This is a genomic window from Allolucifera butyrica, assembly GCF_900476375.1.
Lineage (GTDB): Bacteria > Bacillota > Negativicutes > Sporomusales > UPPP01 > Lucifera > Lucifera butyrica.
Genome location: NZ_UPPP01000076.1, coordinates 1 through 18,207, shown reverse-complemented (window position 1 = coordinate 18,207; position 18,207 = coordinate 1). Strand labels below are relative to the sequence as shown.

Sequence of the window (18,207 nt, the reverse complement as noted above, 5' to 3'; positions counted from 1 at the left end):
ATTCCCATCGATGTCATCCAGCAAATACCATTTACTTTTCAGTACATTACACGGATGCTACCACTTCAACCAAAAATTTAACAATTTCTAGCAAAATCTATTAAGCATAAATTCGCCACGTCATTTTATAAGCATAAACTTGCCTGCCAACCTGGAGAACTTATGCTTAAAGTCACAAATCCTGCATATTTCGCTCCGAGTAAGCTAATCGTGCGGCGGTAAGTGAGCCACTCGCGTGGGACAAACTGAGCCACCCTATGGGAATATGCAGGGGGAGTTAATCCCCCACATATCCCGCATTTTAAAGATTGTTATGCCGTTCCTGGGCGATCCGTTCACGCATGGAGATTTTTCCGTCTATGAAGATCGTATGGGAATTATGTACCGGGAGATAGCAAGCTCATCCAGCAAATCTCGCGCAATATTCACAAATCCTGAATAAAATATCCAAAAACAGTTAAATTATTTTTTATTCACGATAAATTTTAAGCATAAGTTTGCCGCACAAAAAATTAAGCATAAGCTTGCCGTTTCGGCAAACTTATGCTTAAAGTCATAACATCGGGTGGAGGCGACATTCAAGTTGTGGTGGAGGCGAGGAGAATCGAACTCCTGTCCAAAGGTATCATTACACAGGCTTCTCCGAGCGCATTCTGCGTTTTAAATTTCGCTCACTCGCCGCCCACAGACAGGCTGCTCATTTGCTATCTCGATAAAGTTTCCCAGTCGGCCCGCCGAGAATAAGGTCTCAGGTATCCTGCTAAGTGACGCCCTATCCTAGGCCGCAGGAATGCGCAGGCAGGACGTTAGCTAAGCTGCTAAAGCGTAATCTTCGTTTGCGTTTACTTGTTTTCCACCGTATTGACGGGCTGATGGAACCCCGGCTCGCTACCCATGCCACAACTACCCCTGTCGAAACCAGTACGCCCCCGTAAATTTAAATTAGGATATATTAACCCTCAAAATATTGTATCACAAAATACTTACTTTGCCAACCTGCCCGCCCCTTGTATTTTATGGTTGCAGCGTAATTCCCACGTTTTTTTCTATTATCCTACTTTAGTTCAGGGTGCGAAATGCGGGTACTATATTTTCCCTTATATTTATCTTATAATAAATATCATATTTATTTGCTTGCGCTATACTATGGGAGGGGTTGTCCGCTTTGAAACAACAACACGCCGGGTCCCTGCTGGCCGCAGCTTCAGCGGCGGGCTTTGCTACGCTGGCTATTTTTATTAAATTTGCCTATGAAGCCGGCGCCAATCTGATTACTATCCTGAGTTTCCGGTTTCTTCTGGCCGGTATTTTTCTGTACGGCGTCTTGAAATTACGGGGTATTTCCCTGCAGGTAACCCGCCCAATGGCCCTTTCCCTCTTTTTAATGGGGGCTCTTGGCTACGGTTCCATGTCGGTCCTGTTCGGCGCCGCACTGCAATATCTGCCGGCCTCACTTACAGCTCTGCTTCTGTATACCTATCCTGCCCTTGTTACTTTATTATCTTTCGCGGTCGGCGACGAAACCTGCAGTTGGCAAAAAGGTCTTTCCCTAACCGGTTGTTTTTGCGGCTTATTTCTGGTCCTCGGTGTATCCGTCGCCGGTATTAATGGAATTGGCGTTGCTTTAAGCCTGGGAGCTGCCGTCATTTATTCAGTCTATATTGTGATCAGTAACCGCCTATTAAAAGATGTAAATTCTATGGTTGTCACAACTTACGTGTGTCTTTCCGCAGCCTTGGTTTTCTGGACAGCCGGCCTGTCAACAAATAGTCTGACCTTAGTACTCTCGCCCCTAGGCTGGCTTTCTATTTTGGGCACTGCTATTTTTGCCACTCTCATTGGCGTTTTGTTTTTCTTCGCCGGTGTAAGCCGGATTGGTGCCACCAATGCCTCCATCATCAGTACGCTCGAACCGGTCATTACGGTTATTTTATCCGTTGTTCTTTTGGGAGACTCCATTACTCCGGCCCAGGCGGGAGGCGGTCTCCTGATCCTGGTTAGCATACTGCTGCTGCAGTTATGGGCCAATAACTCCCGAACCGGCTTATCTCGCAGATAATGCCGGCATTTTTCTTTATCCGATGTTTGAGGATCAGAGAATCCTAATAGTCCTTAAAACTTATACTTTTTGTTACTGCCAAAAATAAACAAGGCCATGGAATTCAGCTCCATTGCCTTGTTTTCAATCCGTTACGCAACTTAACTCCGGGCCGTCCATTTGCCCAATGTTAGTAACAGCCCAAATCTTCTATTCTTTCTGCCGGTCCCGGAAAGCCCGGTCCATCTCCCGCTTGGCATCTTTCTCGGCAAGATCCTGCCGCTTGTCATAGTTTTTCTTGCCCGTAGCCAGTCCCAGTTCCACCTTGGCTTTTCCCCGGGTAAAATAGAGTTTCAGCGGTACCAGGGTAAATCCTTTTTCCTTGGTTTTGCCGATCAGTTTATTGATTTCCAACCGGTGCATCAGCAATTTCCGCGTCCGCAGCGGTTCGTGATTAAACCGGTTTCCCTGCTCATAAGGACTAATGTGCATGTTGTGCAGCATTAACTCCGCATTGTCAATGCGGGCGTAACTGTCCTTCAAGTTGGCTTTTCCCGCCCGCAGGGATTTTACTTCCGTTCCCGTAAGCACGATTCCTGCTTCATAGGTCTCATGAATATGGTAATCATGCCGAGCTTTACGGTTTTCAGCTACGGTTTTAATTCCTTCTTTTTGCGCCATCCTGTCCAACCTCACCTATCTATATATCCTTAATCTTATACTAATTTCCCGGTACCGTCAATTGATGCGCCTTGGCCGTCCCGTGGCCTTTTTCTTTTTATTCTTCTATTGACATTTTCCGGATTCTTGCGTATTATTATGCACAATAAAGAGTTCTTGCTGGACTGACAAAGACGTCAATTTCATGAATTGGCGTCTTTTTGCCTTTTTCGGGCAAATCAATCTATTTACAGAGCTGTGAGAGGAGGGATGGAAATGGCAAAAAAAAGCATATTTATCGTTGACACAACGCTGCGTGATGGTGAGCAAACGGCAGGGGTTGTCTTTGCCAATCACGAAAAAATATACATAGCTACATTGCTGGATGAGATCGGAGTAGATCAGATTGAAGCCGGCATTCCGGTCATGGGCGGTGATGAGAGGAAAGCCGTAAAAGCCATTGTAAAACTCGGCCTAAAAGCAAGTATCATGGCCTGGAACCGGGCTGCAATCAGTGACTTGCAGGCATCACTGGATTGCGGTGTCGACGCGGTGGCTATTTCCCTCCCCACTTCCGACATTCACATTCAGTACAAGCTGCAATCTACGCGGGAACGGGTTTTGGAAAAAATGGTAAAGGCCGTTGAATTTGCCAAATTACAGGGCCTTTATGTTTCGGTAGGAGCGGAAGACGCCTCCCGCAGTGATGAATCCTTTCTAATTGAGTATGCCAAAACAGCCAAGGCGGCCGGCGCCGACCGGCTTCGCTACTGCGATACGGTAGGTACCCTGGATCCTCTCGTTATTTTTGAGCGGATCCGCCGCCTCGTACAGGCTGTTAATCTGGACATCGAAATGCATACCCATAATGATTTCGGCATGGCGACCGCTAATGCCCTGGCCGGGCTTACAGCCGGCGCTACCTATGTAAGCGGTACGGTAAACGGCTTGGGGGAGCGGGCCGGCAATGCGGCACTGGAAGAGTTGATTATGGCCTTAAAACATGTCCACGGACGGTCCATAAGTTATGATACAACCAGGCTAAAGGCAATCTGCGAATATGTATCCCATGCTTCCGGCCGGGGAGCTGTTCCCGCCTGGAAAAGCATCGTCGGCAGCAATATGTTCGCTCATGAATCAGGCATTCATGCCGACGGAGCGCTAAAAAACCCCTTAACGTATGAAACCTTCCCTCCCGGGGAAGTCGGTCTGGAAAGACAGATCATTATCGGCAAACATTCCGGCACGGCAGCGCTCATCAATAAGTTTTCCGCACTAAACATCCATTTGGAGGAAGCGGCCGCATCCCGTCTGCTTGCCCGGGTCCGGACACTGTCCGTGGAGTTGAAGCGGTCTCTGTTTGACCAGGAACTTTTGTTTTTATATAATGAAAGTCAAAATACAAATGTTATGCATTAGAGGAGGAATCGTATGGGTATGCCCACTAAAGTAACGTTAATCCCCGGCGATGGCATCGGTCCGGAGATCAGCCAGTCAGTCCGGGAAATCTTAACTGCCGCCGGTGCTCCTATAGAATGGGAGGTTTGCCTGGCCGGACAGGCGGGACTGGCGGCAACAGGAACTCCCTTGCCGGAAGAAACTCTGGCCAGCATCAAAACAAACAAATTAGCTCTCAAAGGCCCGTTAACTACGCAAATTGGCGAGGGCTACCGCAGTATCAATGTGACGCTGCGCCAAACCTTTGATTTATACTGTAATTTGCGTCCCGTACAAAACCTGCCCGGACTGGCCGGCCGGTTTACCAATGTTGATCTGGTTATTTTCCGGGAGAATACGGAAGATCTCTATGCCGGTATTGAACATAAAGCAGGCAAATACGCCGCCGAATCGATCAAGCTGATTACTCGGGAGGCATCGCTCCGTATTGCGGCGGCCGCCTTTCAATACGCGCAGAAGCATGGCCATAAGAAAGTAACCGCCGTTCATAAAGCCAATATTATGAAACTTTCGGATGGTTTATTTCTGCAATGTGCCAGGGAAGTGGCCGCCCAGTATCCCGCCGTCGCTTATAACGAAGTGATCGTGGACAATTTATGCATGCAGCTGGTCCAGCGGCCCGAACAATTTGATATTTTGCTGGCTCCCAATTTATATGGCGACATTATCTCCGATTTGTGCGCCGGCCTCGTCGGCGGTCTGGGTGTCGTTCCCGGCGCCAATATCGGCACTGACTGCGCCATTTTTGAAGCCGTCCATGGAACCGCCCCGGATATTGCCGGCAAAAATATGGCCAATCCAGTGGCTATGCTTCTATCGGCGCTGATGCTGCTGGAATATATCGGCGAAATGGCCACCGCTCAGACGATCCGGAATGCGGTCACCGCCGTATTGACGGAAAAAACGGCTCTTACTCCCGACCTGGGCGGCAATGCGACAACAACCGCTATGACAGAAGCGATTATTACAAAACTGAAAGACCGCTGACAAGGAGCGCCTTGTTATAATCAGACGTTAAGAGACAGAAGGAGAGGTTAAAAAAATAACCCCTCCTTCTTTTTTCAATTATCAAACCTTAAATTATTTAGCAACCATTATTTTAACCTGGTTGCTCCATTGGCGAAACCGGTTTTCATCCAGACCATCATCCGTCAATATAAGGTCCACTTCATCCAGACGGCAAATCCGGGATAAATCCTTCTGCCCGAACTTGGTATGATCAACGACCAGGATTACCTGGTCGGCTGCCTTAATCATATGGCGTTTGGTTTCCGCCTCATTTAAATTGGGAGTTGTAACCCCGAAAGACAAGTCCACGGCGTTAGCCGCCAAAAAAACTTTATGAAAATGGACTCTTTGCAGTGTTTCATTGGTTACATAGCCTACTAACGACCGGGTTGTTTTGCGCCATGTCCCGCCCAGTAATAATACCTCCACCCGGTTATCATCCAAAAAAATTTGCGCCACATCCATACTGTTGGTGGCGACAGTAATATCCTTGCCTTGCAGCAGGCGGGCAATCTCAAGCGTCGTTGTACCGGCGTCAAGTAAAATGCTTTCTCCCTCTTCCACCAACCGGGCGGCAGCCTGAGCGATCTTTCGCTTCTCTTCCAGTTGGCGCACTTCCTTTTCCTGAAAACTGAGTTCAAAAGAGGGTTTGAGCGAAATTGCGCCGCCGTGTGTTCTTTGCAGCAGCCCCGTATCTTCCAGTTCCTGCAGATCCCGGCGGATGGTTGACTCGGAGACTTGAAAAAGCAAACTTAGTTCATTTACTTTTACAGGTGTACCGGACTTTACCATCTGTTGAATTTGGTTTTTTCTTTCTTCTGCAAACACCGAATTTCCTCCATAATCTGCTCGCATTTTTGCTTGTTTGTGCTCATTATAGGAGATAATAAGGCAATTGTCAATTAATAAAAACCGCTGACGCGGTCTTTCGGCTCTTGGCGCAGGGCTCAGAGCGCGGAGAAACCATCTGAAAATCATTTTGGACGAGAAACAAAAAAACACACCGGCTAACGCCGGTGTAGCATAGTTTATTTATTGCGGGTTTTTACCGGTTTGGTTTTGCTGCCCCGTTTGCGTCTTGCCTCTGTTGGCTTGCGTTTGCCGGCTTTGGCGGTCTCCTTCATCACAGCCGGTTTTGTTTTTTTAACACTGGTACTGGCTGGTCTGAATCCCTCAGGGAGGGTAAAGTCAATATTGCGTTCCTCTAAATTGACCTTCGTCAAGATTACCTTAACTGCCTCACCCAGGCGAAACACTTTTCGGGTCCGCTCCCCAATCAGGGCGTATTGTTCCTCCACATATTGATAATAATCATCATCCAAGGCGGAAACATGCACCAGTCCTTCTACGCCATTATCCAATTCAACAAAAAAGCCGAAGGCCGTCACACCGCTAATAATCCCCTCAAATTCGTCCCCAATAAACCGGCCCATATATTCGGCTTTCTTAAAATCTACCGTTTCCCGTTCGGCTTCTGCCGCCGCCCGTTCCCGCTGGGAGGAGTGCAGCGCGATCTCCGGCAGCAAGGCGGCCAGCCGCTGGCGCCGTTTGGCGGAAACGTCCCCTTCGGTGAAGGATTCACGAATCAGGCGGTGTACGATTAAATCGGGATAACGCCGGATAGGGGAAGTGAAATGAGTATAGTAAGTGGCTGCCAATCCGAAATGCCCCAGATTCTCCGCTTCATAACGGGCTTGCTTTAAGGAACGCAGCATAACTGTGCTGATAATGCGTTCTTCCGGCCTGCCCGCAATCCGGTTAAGAACTTTTTGCAGGGCCATTGGCTGCACTTCGTCCATAGCGGCCAGATGCTGGCCGAAATTATGCAGCAAGTTGTTCAATTTTACCATCTTCTCCGGTTCCGGTTCTTCATGGACCCGGAAAACGAACGGCATTCCCCGGTTATACATATGTTCGGCCACCGTTTCATTGGCCACCAGCATAAATTCTTCAATAATGGACTCCGCAATGCTGCGCACCCGTTTTACAATTTCCAGCGGATGCCCCTGCTCATCCAGTTTGACCTTTACCTCGGGAAATTCAAAGTCAATGGCACCCCGCCGCATCCGGCGGCTGCGCAGGATATGGCACAACCGCTCCATATCCTCCAGTGAACCCACCAGTTCCTGATATTCGGCCCGGAGATTTTCGTCATGCTCAGCTAAAATCCGCCGGACGATGTTATAGGACAGCCGTTTGCTAACGTGAATCACACTGGGAAACACTTCATAACGAAGGACTTGCCCCCGGTGATCAATTTCCATATGAGCGGAAATTGTCAAACGATCCTCGCCCGCATTCAGACTGCAAATCCCGTTGGACAGGCGCGGCGGCAGCATCGGCAGCACCCGGTCCACAAGGTAAACGCTTGTCCCCCGGCTGCGGGCCTCTTCGTCCAGGGCAGTATTTTCCCGCACATAATAGCTGACGTCGGCAATATGAACCCCGAGAAGGTAGCGCCCGTTTTTCAGCCTTTGCACATGGACGGCATCATCCAGATCTCTGGCGTCTTCGCTATCAACAGTTACAATAGAAAGTTGGCGGAGATCCCGTCGTCCCGCTATTTCCTCCGGCTCAATGCTCTGGGGAATACGGACCGCTTCCTGCTCCACTTCCGGCGGAAACTCCACCGGTAAATTGTGTTTTTTGATAATTGATAAAATCTCGATTCCCGGCTCACCCGGCATGCCAAGAATCTCCACGATTTTCCCTTCCGCACTTTTCCGCTTTTCCGGCCACTTGGTAATTTCGGCCACTACTTTGGAACCACTTTTGGCGCCGGAAAATTCTTCCCGGGGAATAAAAATATCCTGTCCAATGCGGCTGTCGTCCGGAATGACAAAACCAAAATTGCGTCCGTGGTCAAACGTACCGACAATGCGGGCGTTGGCCCTTTCCACAATGCGGATAACTTCTCCCTCACGCCGTTTTCCCGCCCCCTGCTGACGGCGGTGAATCCGGGCAACCACCCGGTCGTTATTCATTGCGTTCATCATAACGTCCGCTGCAACGAATACATCCCCTTCTTCAGAAGGATTCTCCGGGATGACAAAGCCATATCCTTTGTTATGAATGGCCAGGCGGCCTACGACCAGATTCATTCGTTCCGGCAGGCCATATTTGTCAAACCGGGTTTTAATCACATCGGCATTGGCTTCCAATTCTTTCAACGCCTGCCACAAAGCGCTCAGTTCTTTGACGCCAAGCTGCATCTCCTCCGCCAGATCTTCAAAGGCAAGCGGCTTGTATGCCTCTTCGCGCATAAATGCCAGGATTTTTTGCTTTAAATTCATTGCTCAATCCTCCAGTATCATAACGGTAGCCTTTCCTTCCGCCGTCACGGTTCCATCCGGTAAGCGGATGTCAGCTTGCATTTCATACAATTTTCCCCTTTGTCCCACAACCCGGCCGGCAACCGTTAATTCTTGTCCAACCGGCGTTGGCTGACGAAAACGCACTTCCAGACGGGCCGTTACGGCATTGTATCCCTTGGCATAAATATAGCGGGCCGTAATTTCATCCAGCAGGGTGCTGACAATACCGCCATGGACAATCCCGTCATATCCCTGATGTTCCGGTCCGGCCGTAAAAGTCGACACATACCGGTCTTCCATTTCCCGGAAATTCAATTTTAGCCCAATCGGATTATGCCGCCCACAGGCAAAACACCATTCATTCCTCTCTTCACTCATAGTAATCCCTCCTCTTATCCCAAAAATTCGGCAATTGTTTCAAATACTTGTTCTTTCTCCACATCCAGCGTGACAATATGGCCGGATTTCTCCAGCCAAATCAGTTTTTTCTCCTTGCTCCCAAGACGCTGATAGATATGCTGGGCACTTTCCGGCCGCACCGTATGCTCCACCCGGGACTGCATAATAAGCGCCGGTCTGTCAATCAACGGCAATAGTTTGTCCACATGCCGGATCAGCTCCAACAGGCTGCTTAAACTTTTCAGCGGCGTTGTCTCATAACAAACAGAATAAAAAGGGTCAACCTTTAATCTTCGCCTTTTTTTCGGCGCGTAATCCCGAAACACGCGATACAGGGGCAAAAGCGGCAGTCGCTTATCCGCAATGCGAATGGGGGTACTCAGCGAAACTACTTTCGTTATAGACGGATATTCGGCAGTCAGCTTCAGCCCCAACAATCCGCCCATGGAAAGACCGACGACCACAATCTCACTGCATAAGCCGGTCAGAATATGAAAACCGTCTTCAACAGCGCTATACCAATGCGGCCATTGGGTCCTGGCCATTTCCTCGGGACTGGTGCCATGCCCGCATAAGCGGGGCGCCAGGACAGTAAACCCTTTATTATGTAAAAATTCACCCAGCAAGCGCATTTCAGACGGCGCCCCGGTAAACCCGTGAATTAATAATGCCCCACGGCTGCCTCCCGGTAAAATAAAAGGCTCTGCGCCACGTATAATAGCCAAACTGATTCCCTCCGCAGATTTCTTTACCTCCATTATACCAGTTTCAGGAATATTAATAAAATAATACTCCTATTGTGCCCGTTATTAATAAGAAAAACCGCTAGCGCGGTTTTTCAGTAATTGGTAATTGGGAATTGGTAATTGGGAAAAAGCTAGGCTATTTCCAGTTATTTTGATATTTTTCCAGTGCAATCGCCAACTGGTCGGCACAAGAAGTCTGATTACGGCATAAGTTGCCCTTTAATTTTTTTATAACCTCTTCTACGGTCATGCCTTCAATTAAGGTGGCAATGGCAGCCAAATTACCCGGACAGCCTCCAATAAATTTAACGTTCTTTACTTTGCCGTCATTCACTTCAAACCGTATTTCTTTTGAACATACGCCCTGCGGTGCGTACGTAGCCATAGATTGCAACCTCCTTTATTTAAACCCCACCCGTCCGGGGGGAGTATATATTATTATAAATGACACGCGCGAAAAAATCAATGAAAAACACAAGGGTCATGCCGTTATCGGCTATGACCCTCGCGCAAGACGACCCGAATCCCGTTTGCTTTACGGGACGGCCCCCCGCTACCTTACTTCGTAGCCTGCAATGCCTGCTCAAGATCGTCAATCAAGTCCTGGGCGTCTTCCAGTCCCAGGGACAGACGAATCATATCGTCCGGCGCACCGGCACTGTTCCTTTGTTCCGGTGTAAGCTGAGAATGGGTAGTGCTGGCCGGGTGAATCACTAATGATTTCGCATCGCCCACATTGGCCAGCAGGGAAAAGAGCTGCAAGGAATTGATAAATTTCTTACCTGCTTCCAACCCTCCTTTAATGCCAAAGGTGAGAATAGCACCCGCTCCTTTGGGCAGATATTTTGCCGCCAAAGTCTGGCCGGGATGGCCGGCTATTCCGGGATAGCTTACCCAAGACACCCGCTCGTGTCCCGCCAGATACCTGGCTACGGTCAACGCATTCTCACTGTGCCGTTTCATCCGCAAATGCAAAGTCTCCAGGCCCTGCAGAAAGAGAAAAGCATTAAACGGGCTTAAGGTAGCGCCCAAATCCCGCAGGACTTGAATACGCAAACGAATAATATAGGCTAAAGGGCCAAGGTCTTGCGCATAACGCAAACCGTGATAACTGGGATCCGGTTCGCTTAATGAGGGAAACTTGCCGCTGTTCCAGTTAAATTTGCCGCCGTCAACTACTAATCCGCCCATGGATGTTCCATGGCCGCCAATAAACTTCGTTGCCGAATGCACCACAATATCGGCGCCGAAATCAATGGGGCGGCAAAGATACGGTGTGGCAAACGTGCTGTCTACAATCAGCGGGATCCCATTTTCGTGCGCAATGGCGGCCACTCTTTCAATGTCCAGAACATTAATTTGAGGATTGCCGATCGTCTCGGCATAAATGGCTTTCGTTTTGGCGGTGATAGCCCGGCGGAAATTCTCGGGGTCGCCGGGATCAACAAATTTTACGCTGATTCCCATCCGTGGCAGGGTATAGGCAAACATATTATAAGTTCCGCCATACAATGTGGATGAACTGACAATTTCGTCGCCGGCGGCAGCAATATTCCAAATGGCGGCGCTAATGGCAGCATGCCCGGAGGCAAACGCCAAAGCGGCTACACCTCCCTCAAGAGCGGCGATACGTTTTTCCAGTACATCCGTTGTCGGATTCATAATCCGGGTATAAATATTCCCCGGCTCTTTCAAGCCGAATAGGTTCGCTGCATGCTCACTGTCGCGAAAAACATAGGATGTAGTCTGATAGATGGGCACCGCCCTGGACCCTGTGACAGGATCCGCTTCCTGACCGCCATGAACAGCTAAAGAATCAAAACGTAAATTTTCCGGTAATGACATAATCATAATCCTCCTTTTATTTTGAAAAGTAATCAACCGCTCCGGCTGTATTTTATTGCTTCCCGGCTTTTTTGGCTAACGAGTCGCGCGCCGGCATACGCTAATTGAGTAGGCCGGAATAACGGCCAATATTCCTTCTTTTTCAACCATAGTTTTTCCATGAATTCCAGCAAAATGGGCCGCAACAAATGAAAATCAAGCAAAAAACCATCATGGCCATTGGGCGTATCTATTTCCGCATACCGGGCCCTGACCCCCGCGTAGGTAAGCGCGGCCACCAATTCCTGCTGCTGATAGGCGGGATACAGGATATCGGAACGAATACCAACAACCAGTACGTTTGCCTTAATCCGTCGCAGCGCCTCTTCATAAGACGGGTATCCCGCCGCCAAATCATATAAATCGAGTGCTTTCAACAAGTACAGATATGTATTGGCGTCAAACCGTTTTGCTAAACTTTCGCCTTGATGATTCAAGTAATTTTCTATTTCAAAATAGCCGTCACGCGTACGCCGCCCAAATTTGTGATCCATGGAAACCTCGCTTTGGTACGTGACCATGCCTATAGTCCGGGCTATGGTCAGTCCCTTTGCCGGTCCATGGGAACCGTAATAGTTTCCCTCCCGCCATTCCGGGTCAAGCATAATGGCTTCCCGCCCGGCTTTATTATAGGCAATTGACTGCGCAGACGAATAGCCCGGTGCCGCAATAGCCACAATGCTATCCATAAAATCAGGATCATCAACGCCCCACTGTAAGGCCTGCATACCGCCCATGGAACCACCGGCAATCATCATCACATGTGAAATGCCCAGCTTCGTCAAGAGACGCTTCTGCACTGCAACCATATCCCGGATTGTCACTTGGGGAAACGTCATCCCGTAAGCTTTGCCGGTAGCCGGATTAAGGGAAGCAGGACCGGTAGAACCCTGACAGCCGCCAAGCACGTTGGCGCACACAATAAAATACCGGTTCGTATCCAAAAGACGTCCCGGGCCCAGAAGCGGCTCCCACCAGCCCGGTTCGCCGTTGTCCTGATGCGAGGCCGGATGACTGTCGCCCGTAAGTGCGTGCTCAACTACGATAACATTGCTGCAGTCGGCGGCAAGCCGCCCATAGGTTTCGTAGGCGACCATGGCTTCCGTAAGGGTATCCCCGGACACAAGATGCAACGGCTCGTCAGGAGACGCCACTTGCATTATTTTTAACGCGGGCCGCCACTTGAAACCCGGAAAAAAAGTAATAACCGGTCCCGCACTGTTTTCTTTACCATTCAATATGTACCACACCTCCCAAAAAAGTTTCCCGGCTCAGAGCGCAAAAAATTGCCTATATTGAATAACAAAACCCCCTCTCAAAGAGAGGGGGCTAAAATACTATACCCGTCCTCTCATCTCCCAGGAATAAATCCTGCTGGAATTAGCACCACTGCATTGCTGCCGGTTGCCGGGCGTCATCGGGCCAGTCCCTCGACCACTCTGGATAAGAGTTCAATATTAATTTGTTAGATGTAATCATATCATAATCAGAAGGGGGTGTCAATAATAACCAATCATATGCCATCACCGTAAAGCCCTTCCAGGTCACCAATTTTAAACTTTTCGGTCCGTTCAACGCGTACAATTCTGTATTCCTGAATAATAATAACAATCTGGCCATACTGCAAATCCTGCACCAGTTCCATGGCCTTTTCCCGTATTCCGCGCTGCTGCCCGGTTAATTTTTTTATTTTTTTTATATCGGCGACCCTTATTTTTTCATTGAATTCCACTTGAATAACCCGGGAATCCTGAACAATAACCGTAATGGTTCCGTAAGAAATCTGATTTGCCGCCTGTTCAATTCTTGACAGTACCTCCGGTTCCACTGCCGCTATGGATTGCAAGATCTTTCCCCCCAATAATAGTAAGCAAGTAAATCTAAATTGAAAGATATAGTAACACGGATATCCACTTACTGTCAACCCGGACTTGGCAGGGCTCAGGGCGCGGAGGGAAGAAAAGAAGCTGCATCTTTTTGGCCCGAAAGGACATGATAATAAAGTTTACTGCAATTCAAAGAGGAGGATTTTTTCATGGAAGCATTCCTGGGCATTGATGTTGGTTCAGTAAGTACCAATGTGGCCGTCTTAAATAATCAAAGCGAAGTAATTGACACATTATACATACGAACCCAAGGCCGGCCGATTAACACCGTGCAAAACGGCCTTAAACAAATTAAGGAGCGCAACCCTGATCTGAATGTTCGCGGCGTCGGAACAACCGGCAGCGGCCGTCATTTAGCCGCCGTTGTCGTGGGCGCCGATTCCGTTAAAAATGAAATTACCGCCCATGCCGTCGCCGCTATGCACATCGTCCCGGATGTGCAAACAATCATTGAAATTGGGGGACAGGATTCCAAAATCATCATTATCCGCAACAGGGTGGTTACCGATTTTGCCATGAATACGGTATGCGCCGCCGGTACAGGATCTTTTCTGGATCAGCAGGCGTCGCGTCTTAGCATACCCATTGAGGAATTTGGCGGTCATGCCTTACAGTCCACCACCCCCGTGCGGGTTGCCGGCCGTTGCGCTGTGTTCGCTGAATCGGATATGATTCATAAACAGCAGACCGGACACCAGATTGCCGACATAATTCATGGCCTTTGCCAGGCCTTGGTGCGTAATTATTTGAACAACGTCGGTAAAGGCAAGGACATAAAAGGTCCGGTCCTTTTTCAGGGCGGAGTCGCGGCCAATCTGGGGATGAAACGGGCTTTTGAAGAGGCTTTGAGCTGTCCCGTCGTCGTTCCACCCCATCATTCGGTTATGGGAGCGATTGGTGCCGCCCTGCTGGCGCAGGAACAGGTCAGGGGAAAACCGTCGACTGCCTTCCGCGGTTTTGACCTAATCCATTACAGTTATATACCGCGTAGTTTTGAATGTACTGGCTGCGCCAATTTATGCGAAGTCATTGAAATTCAGTTAAACAATGAGGTAGCGGCCCGCTGGGGTGACCGCTGCGGCAAATGGAGTAACCACCATCATTAGGAACAAGGCATCTGTCCTTTGGACAGATGCCTTGTTCCTAATGCAAGTCTCTTTTACGTTGAATACAATCGACAAATGCTTCTACCCGCGTGACAAGACCGACGTCACTGGCATGTTCATCAATACTTAGCGATAGTAAAGGCAAATTGTAGTCGCCGGCAATATTTTTCAGGGCATATTGAGCGACAACCTCGGGCATGCAACTAAAGGGATAAATATGAATAATCCCGTCATACCCTTCACGGGCGCAGCGTAATGCGCTGCCCACCGATTTTAAACCGTCGCCGCCAACATGGTAATTCAGATAGGGCCGCGCCTGTCGGCAAGAATCCCTTTCTTCCTTATATAATCCCAACGTTTCCAGCAGTGTCTTGGAATAGGTCCATTCACCGGTATAGACAAATTTTTTGACCTCAATCCCTTGTTTAATCAGCATATTTTCAATCCTATGATTCACATAGGGCTCCATTAAGACATAAAATTCACCGAGAAGAGCAACCTTGGCGGGCTGAACTGTCGCCGGCTGGCTAACCGTTTTAATTAAGTCAATGACCGTGTCGCGAATCCGTTTTATTTCGCCAAAACTTCGGCAGCCGGCAAACAGCCGGGAACTGCTTTCGCACAAATTGATTACTTGCTCCGGATCGCCGGCCCGCGCGCCATAATAGCTTTTGGCCTCGTTAATCGTGTCCAGCGCTTTTAGTATCTGTACCGCAACAGCGATATTTTTGATTACCGCAAAACAGCCGGCATGATTGGCCGTCGTAGATAAAAAGCGGTACAAAGACCCAAAAAGATGGTTTGTATTCAGCGTATAAAATTGTAATTGTTTCTTCGTTGCCAAACTGATTTTTTGAACCGTATTATAAAACCCCATGCGGCATTTGCCCGCACCACAAATAGTAACTAACGTATCCGCCCCTTGGTCAATGCTTTCCAAAAAATTCCCCATGGTAACTTTATAAGGCAGACACACACCCTCCGGTGAATAAAGAGACCCCAACTCAATCGTTTTCTTAGAAATTGGCGGCGCTTCAACCACTTCGATATTTAAACTCTGCAGCATATTTAAAATTGGAATTGTTAAATATCCCATATGTGGGTAACTTATTTTCAAGCTGGCGCCCCCCATTCCAACAAATCTAAAAAAGCCTCCATCCGGGTAATGAGACCGGCCTGTCCGGTATGTTCATCGATCGTAACAATCATATACGGTTTGTTGCTCTTCTTAAATACATGATGTTCTAAATATTCGTTAACAAGAGAATCCGGTCCACAGGCAAAGCTTGATACGACAACAACCCCTACAATATTGGTCTGGCGGCAAAAAAACTGCGCCGCTCCGGCAAGTTTGGACGATAGCTGCCAGTAAATTTCCGGTTCGAATACTTTTGCTTCCCTATATAATACCCGGTCCGGCACTTGTTCCGGCGTTACGACGTCAATGCCGCGTGAGGCTAACATCTTCAGTATGTCACCACTCAAAAAAGCATCCTTTAATAAATAGCTATGCCCGATCACCGCGATCTGGCGGTTCAAAGACGGGTTATCCTCACGGGCATCGGCTCGCCATGACTTGAGCGCCCGCCGGTAAGCCAAACAGCCACGGGCAAGCGGTAACCCAAGGGCCCGGCACGTAGTATGAACAGCCTGCAGTTGACTAAAAGCCGACTTATTTTCAATATTAGGGGAAATCACCTGCTCCGCCGGTAAGTGAAAGGTGTTTCTGACGATATCAGGCAAACCGGCAAATTTGGCACAAAAATAATAATTTTGATGGTATTGGGCAATACGGGGTACAAAAATATGACTACAGCGCGAAAGCAGGAAATCTACATGACCAAGATAAACCTTCAACGGCAGACACGATTCATCAATGGCCAATAAAGTCCCCCGGTCCAGTATCTGCTTGTTAGTCTCTGCCGAAACAGAAACAGACAACCCCATATTCTTAAAAAAAGCAGTCCATAGACTGCCGAATTCATGATATAGCATTGCCTGGGGTATACCGACATGAACTTGCATAACAGACCACCCTTTTATGGTAATGAACAGCCCACTGCAACCGCTTTACTTGTAAACTTATTGTGCACCTTCCATTTCGATTTATAAGTGGAATTATCAGGATTTCCGGCTAACAAAAAAGACCTGCACAATATCTGTACAGGTCTCAAATTACTGGTGCGGTCGAGTGGATTTGAACCACCACGAGGTTGCCCCCACTAGCTCCTGAGGCTAGCGCGTCTGCCGTTCCGCCACGACCGCATAAATATATATCAATTTTAGATTAAAAGCTTGGTTGCGGGGACAGGACTTGAACCTGTGACCTTCGGGTTATGAGCCCGACGAGCTACCAGCTGCTCCACCCCGCGATGTTTTATTAAGGAATTGGTGGAGGGGGCTGGATTCGAACCAGCGAAGGCGAAAGCCGGCAGATTTACAGTCTGCTCCCTTTAGCCACTCGGGAACCCCTCCATATTTTATGGTGCCGCAGGGCAGAATCGAACTGCCGACACGAGGATTTTCAGTCCTCTGCTCTACCGACTGAGCTACCGCGGCAAATTAATAATGTATCTGAACATTTATAGACTGTCGTAGGTTTCAATTTGAATGGCGACCCGGAAGGGACTTGAACCCTCGATCTCCGCCGTGACAGGGCGGCATGTTAACCACTACACCACCGGGCCGAATTAACTATTCCGGTAATTCTTTAAACAGAAAATGGTGGGCGATGACAGGATCGAACTGCCGACATCCTGCTTGTAAGGCAGGCGCTCTCCCAGCTGAGCTAATCGCCCGGTCTGGTGATCCACCCGCGACTCGAACGCGGGACACCCTGATTAAAAGTCAGGTGCTCTACCGACTGAGCTAGTGGATCAAATGGCTGGGGCGGCTGGACTCGAACCAACGCGTGCGGGAGTCAAAGTCCCGTGCCTTACCGGCTTGGCTACGCCCCAACTAACCTTAAAGGAATTAAAATGCCAAACGAAACCGCTTGGCATAAAAAATGGCTCCTCGAGTAGGACTCGAACCTACGACCGATCGGTTAACAGCCGATTGCTCTACCAACTGAGCTATCGAGGAATAAACCGGCAACTTCCTATCCTTCCAGGCCGTTTCCAGCCAAGTACTTTCGGCGTTTGTGGGCTTAACTACTGTGTTCGGTATGGGAACAGGTGGATCCCCACAGCGATCGCCACCGGATTTATATCCGACTGTTGATAACGCCCCATCTGCGTTGTTGTCGTTCCGGGCGTTCCCTCCAACGTACTTACCAGTACGATTCCGGTCACGTCCTCACTCCGCCTAGCAGCTGTGACATTCTGAACAGTCTTCGTATATACAAGAGAGAATTTGTTCCCTCAAAACTACCCAGAAGAAAGATAAGCAAATCATGAAGTCAAGCCCTCGACCGATTAGTACCAGTCAGCTTCATCCCTTACAGGACTTCCACACCTGGCCTATCTACCTTATCATCTCTAAGGGGTCTTACTAGTCTACACTATGAGAGACCTCATCTTAAGGCTGGTTTCACGCTTAGATGCTTTCAGCGTTTATCCGTTCCGGACGTAGCTACCCAGCTGTACCCCTGGCGGGATAACTGGTACACCATTGGTCCGTCCACTCCGGTCCTCTCGTACTAGGAGCAGTTCCCTTCAAGTCTCTTACGCCCGCGATGGATAGGGACCGAACTGTCTCACGACGTTC

Annotated in this window: 15 protein-coding genes, 9 tRNA genes, 2 rRNA genes, 1 other RNA gene and 1 riboswitch; of the genes, 4 read left to right on the top strand and 23 right to left on the bottom strand. The window is 48.8% G+C overall.

Annotation, left to right across the window (positions count from 1 at the left end):
* Window positions 1-586 precede the first annotated feature (586 nt).
* Window positions 587-931, bottom strand: a transfer-messenger RNA (tmRNA) gene (gene ssrA / locus LUCIF_RS13875).
* Between the two features lie 234 nt (window positions 932-1,165).
* Between ssrA and LUCIF_RS13870 the strand changes: the two genes are divergently transcribed.
* Window positions 1,166-2,059: a DMT family transporter gene (locus LUCIF_RS13870; protein WP_207857683.1), complete on the top strand. Its 894-nt coding sequence runs from the start codon at window positions 1,166-1,168 to the stop codon at window positions 2,057-2,059.
* A 189-nt stretch (window positions 2,060-2,248) separates the two neighbouring features.
* On the opposite strand, the gene smpB is transcribed toward LUCIF_RS13870, so the two are convergent.
* Window positions 2,249-2,719, bottom strand: a complete 471-nt coding sequence (smpB, locus tag LUCIF_RS13865; RefSeq protein ID WP_122628478.1) for an SsrA-binding protein SmpB — start codon at window positions 2,717-2,719, stop codon at window positions 2,249-2,251.
* A 255-nt stretch (window positions 2,720-2,974) separates the two neighbouring features.
* Between smpB and nifV the strand changes: the two genes are divergently transcribed.
* Entirely contained in the window at window positions 2,975-4,117 is a 1,143-nt protein-coding gene (gene nifV / locus LUCIF_RS13860) for a homocitrate synthase (protein WP_207857681.1), read from the top strand.
* Between the two features lie 18 nt (window positions 4,118-4,135).
* Window positions 4,136-5,143 carry an isocitrate/isopropylmalate dehydrogenase family protein gene (locus tag LUCIF_RS13855; RefSeq protein WP_122628525.1) on the top strand — a complete coding sequence of 336 codons (1,008 nt, stop codon included), beginning with the start codon at window positions 4,136-4,138 and terminating at the stop codon, window positions 5,141-5,143.
* A 93-nt stretch (window positions 5,144-5,236) separates the two neighbouring features.
* Here the strand turns inward: LUCIF_RS13855 and LUCIF_RS13850 are convergent, their stop codons facing one another.
* The 8 genes from LUCIF_RS13850 to LUCIF_RS13815 all read right to left on the bottom strand — a co-directional run bounded on the left by LUCIF_RS13850 (window position 5,237) and on the right by LUCIF_RS13815 (window position 13,353).
* Entirely contained in the window at window positions 5,237-5,992 is a 756-nt protein-coding gene (locus LUCIF_RS13850) for a DeoR/GlpR family DNA-binding transcription regulator (RefSeq protein ID WP_122628476.1), read from the bottom strand.
* Window positions 5,993-6,192: 200 nt separating this feature from the next.
* Complete coding sequence (rnr, locus tag LUCIF_RS13845; RefSeq protein ID WP_122628475.1) at window positions 6,193-8,457, bottom strand: ribonuclease R; 2,265 nt, start codon at window positions 8,455-8,457, stop codon at window positions 6,193-6,195.
* A gap of 3 nt (window positions 8,458-8,460) precedes the next feature.
* The gene (locus LUCIF_RS13840) at window positions 8,461-8,856 is read right to left on the bottom strand and encodes a PaaI family thioesterase (protein WP_122628474.1); all 396 of its coding nucleotides are present in this window, start codon (window positions 8,854-8,856) and stop codon (window positions 8,461-8,463) included.
* A gap of 14 nt (window positions 8,857-8,870) precedes the next feature.
* Window positions 8,871-9,602: an alpha/beta hydrolase gene (locus LUCIF_RS13835; protein ID WP_122628524.1), complete on the bottom strand. Its 732-nt coding sequence runs from the start codon at window positions 9,600-9,602 to the stop codon at window positions 8,871-8,873.
* 157 nt (window positions 9,603-9,759) lie between these two features.
* Window positions 9,760-10,008 carry a TIGR03905 family TSCPD domain-containing protein gene (locus LUCIF_RS13830; protein ID WP_122628473.1) on the bottom strand — a complete coding sequence of 83 codons (249 nt, stop codon included), beginning with the start codon at window positions 10,006-10,008 and terminating at the stop codon, window positions 9,760-9,762.
* Between the two features lie 173 nt (window positions 10,009-10,181).
* Window positions 10,182-11,468: a homocysteine synthase gene (locus LUCIF_RS13825; protein WP_122628472.1), complete on the bottom strand. Its 1,287-nt coding sequence runs from the start codon at window positions 11,466-11,468 to the stop codon at window positions 10,182-10,184.
* A gap of 32 nt (window positions 11,469-11,500) precedes the next feature.
* Complete coding sequence (gene metX, locus LUCIF_RS13820) at window positions 11,501-12,745, bottom strand: homoserine O-acetyltransferase MetX (protein ID WP_207857679.1); 1,245 nt, start codon at window positions 12,743-12,745, stop codon at window positions 11,501-11,503.
* A 110-nt stretch (window positions 12,746-12,855) separates the two neighbouring features.
* A riboswitch (SAM riboswitch) is annotated at window positions 12,856-12,957 on the bottom strand.
* A gap of 63 nt (window positions 12,958-13,020) precedes the next feature.
* Entirely contained in the window at window positions 13,021-13,353 is a 333-nt protein-coding gene (locus tag LUCIF_RS13815; protein WP_207857677.1) for a YezD family protein, read from the bottom strand.
* Between the two features lie 189 nt (window positions 13,354-13,542).
* On the opposite strand from LUCIF_RS13815, the gene LUCIF_RS13810 reads away from it, so the two are divergent.
* Complete coding sequence (locus LUCIF_RS13810) at window positions 13,543-14,499, top strand: acyl-CoA dehydratase activase (RefSeq protein WP_122628470.1); 957 nt, start codon at window positions 13,543-13,545, stop codon at window positions 14,497-14,499.
* A 37-nt stretch (window positions 14,500-14,536) separates the two neighbouring features.
* Here LUCIF_RS13810 and LUCIF_RS13805 read toward each other — a convergent pair whose 3' ends face one another.
* From LUCIF_RS13805 to LUCIF_RS13745, 13 genes are all read right to left on the bottom strand, one after another.
* Entirely contained in the window at window positions 14,537-15,616 is a 1,080-nt protein-coding gene (locus tag LUCIF_RS13805; protein WP_122628469.1) for a hypothetical protein, read from the bottom strand.
* Complete coding sequence (locus LUCIF_RS13800; RefSeq protein ID WP_122628468.1) at window positions 15,613-16,524, bottom strand: acyl-CoA dehydratase activase-related protein; 912 nt, start codon at window positions 16,522-16,524, stop codon at window positions 15,613-15,615. The genes LUCIF_RS13805 and LUCIF_RS13800 overlap by 4 nt, the downstream gene beginning before the upstream one ends.
* A 154-nt stretch (window positions 16,525-16,678) precedes the next feature.
* Window positions 16,679-16,764, bottom strand: a tRNA-Leu gene (locus tag LUCIF_RS13795).
* Window positions 16,765-16,795: 31 nt separating this feature from the next.
* Window positions 16,796-16,871 (bottom strand) — tRNA-Met (locus LUCIF_RS13790).
* A gap of 17 nt (window positions 16,872-16,888) precedes the next feature.
* Window positions 16,889-16,974 (bottom strand) — tRNA-Tyr (locus tag LUCIF_RS13785).
* Window positions 16,975-16,982: 8 nt separating this feature from the next.
* Window positions 16,983-17,058, bottom strand: a tRNA-Phe gene (locus LUCIF_RS13780).
* A gap of 52 nt (window positions 17,059-17,110) precedes the next feature.
* Window positions 17,111-17,186: transfer RNA gene (locus LUCIF_RS13775), tRNA-Asp, on the bottom strand.
* A gap of 35 nt (window positions 17,187-17,221) precedes the next feature.
* Window positions 17,222-17,297: transfer RNA gene (locus LUCIF_RS13770), tRNA-Val, on the bottom strand.
* Between the two features lie 4 nt (window positions 17,298-17,301).
* Window positions 17,302-17,377: transfer RNA gene (locus LUCIF_RS13765), tRNA-Lys, on the bottom strand.
* A 3-nt stretch (window positions 17,378-17,380) separates the two neighbouring features.
* Window positions 17,381-17,456, bottom strand: a tRNA-Gln gene (locus LUCIF_RS13760).
* A gap of 51 nt (window positions 17,457-17,507) precedes the next feature.
* A tRNA-Asn gene (locus tag LUCIF_RS13755) sits at window positions 17,508-17,583 on the bottom strand.
* Window positions 17,584-17,586: 3 nt separating this feature from the next.
* A 5S ribosomal RNA gene (gene rrf / locus LUCIF_RS13750) occupies window positions 17,587-17,703 on the bottom strand.
* A gap of 192 nt (window positions 17,704-17,895) precedes the next feature.
* Window positions 17,896-18,207, bottom strand: a 23S ribosomal RNA gene (locus LUCIF_RS13745); the annotation flags it as partial.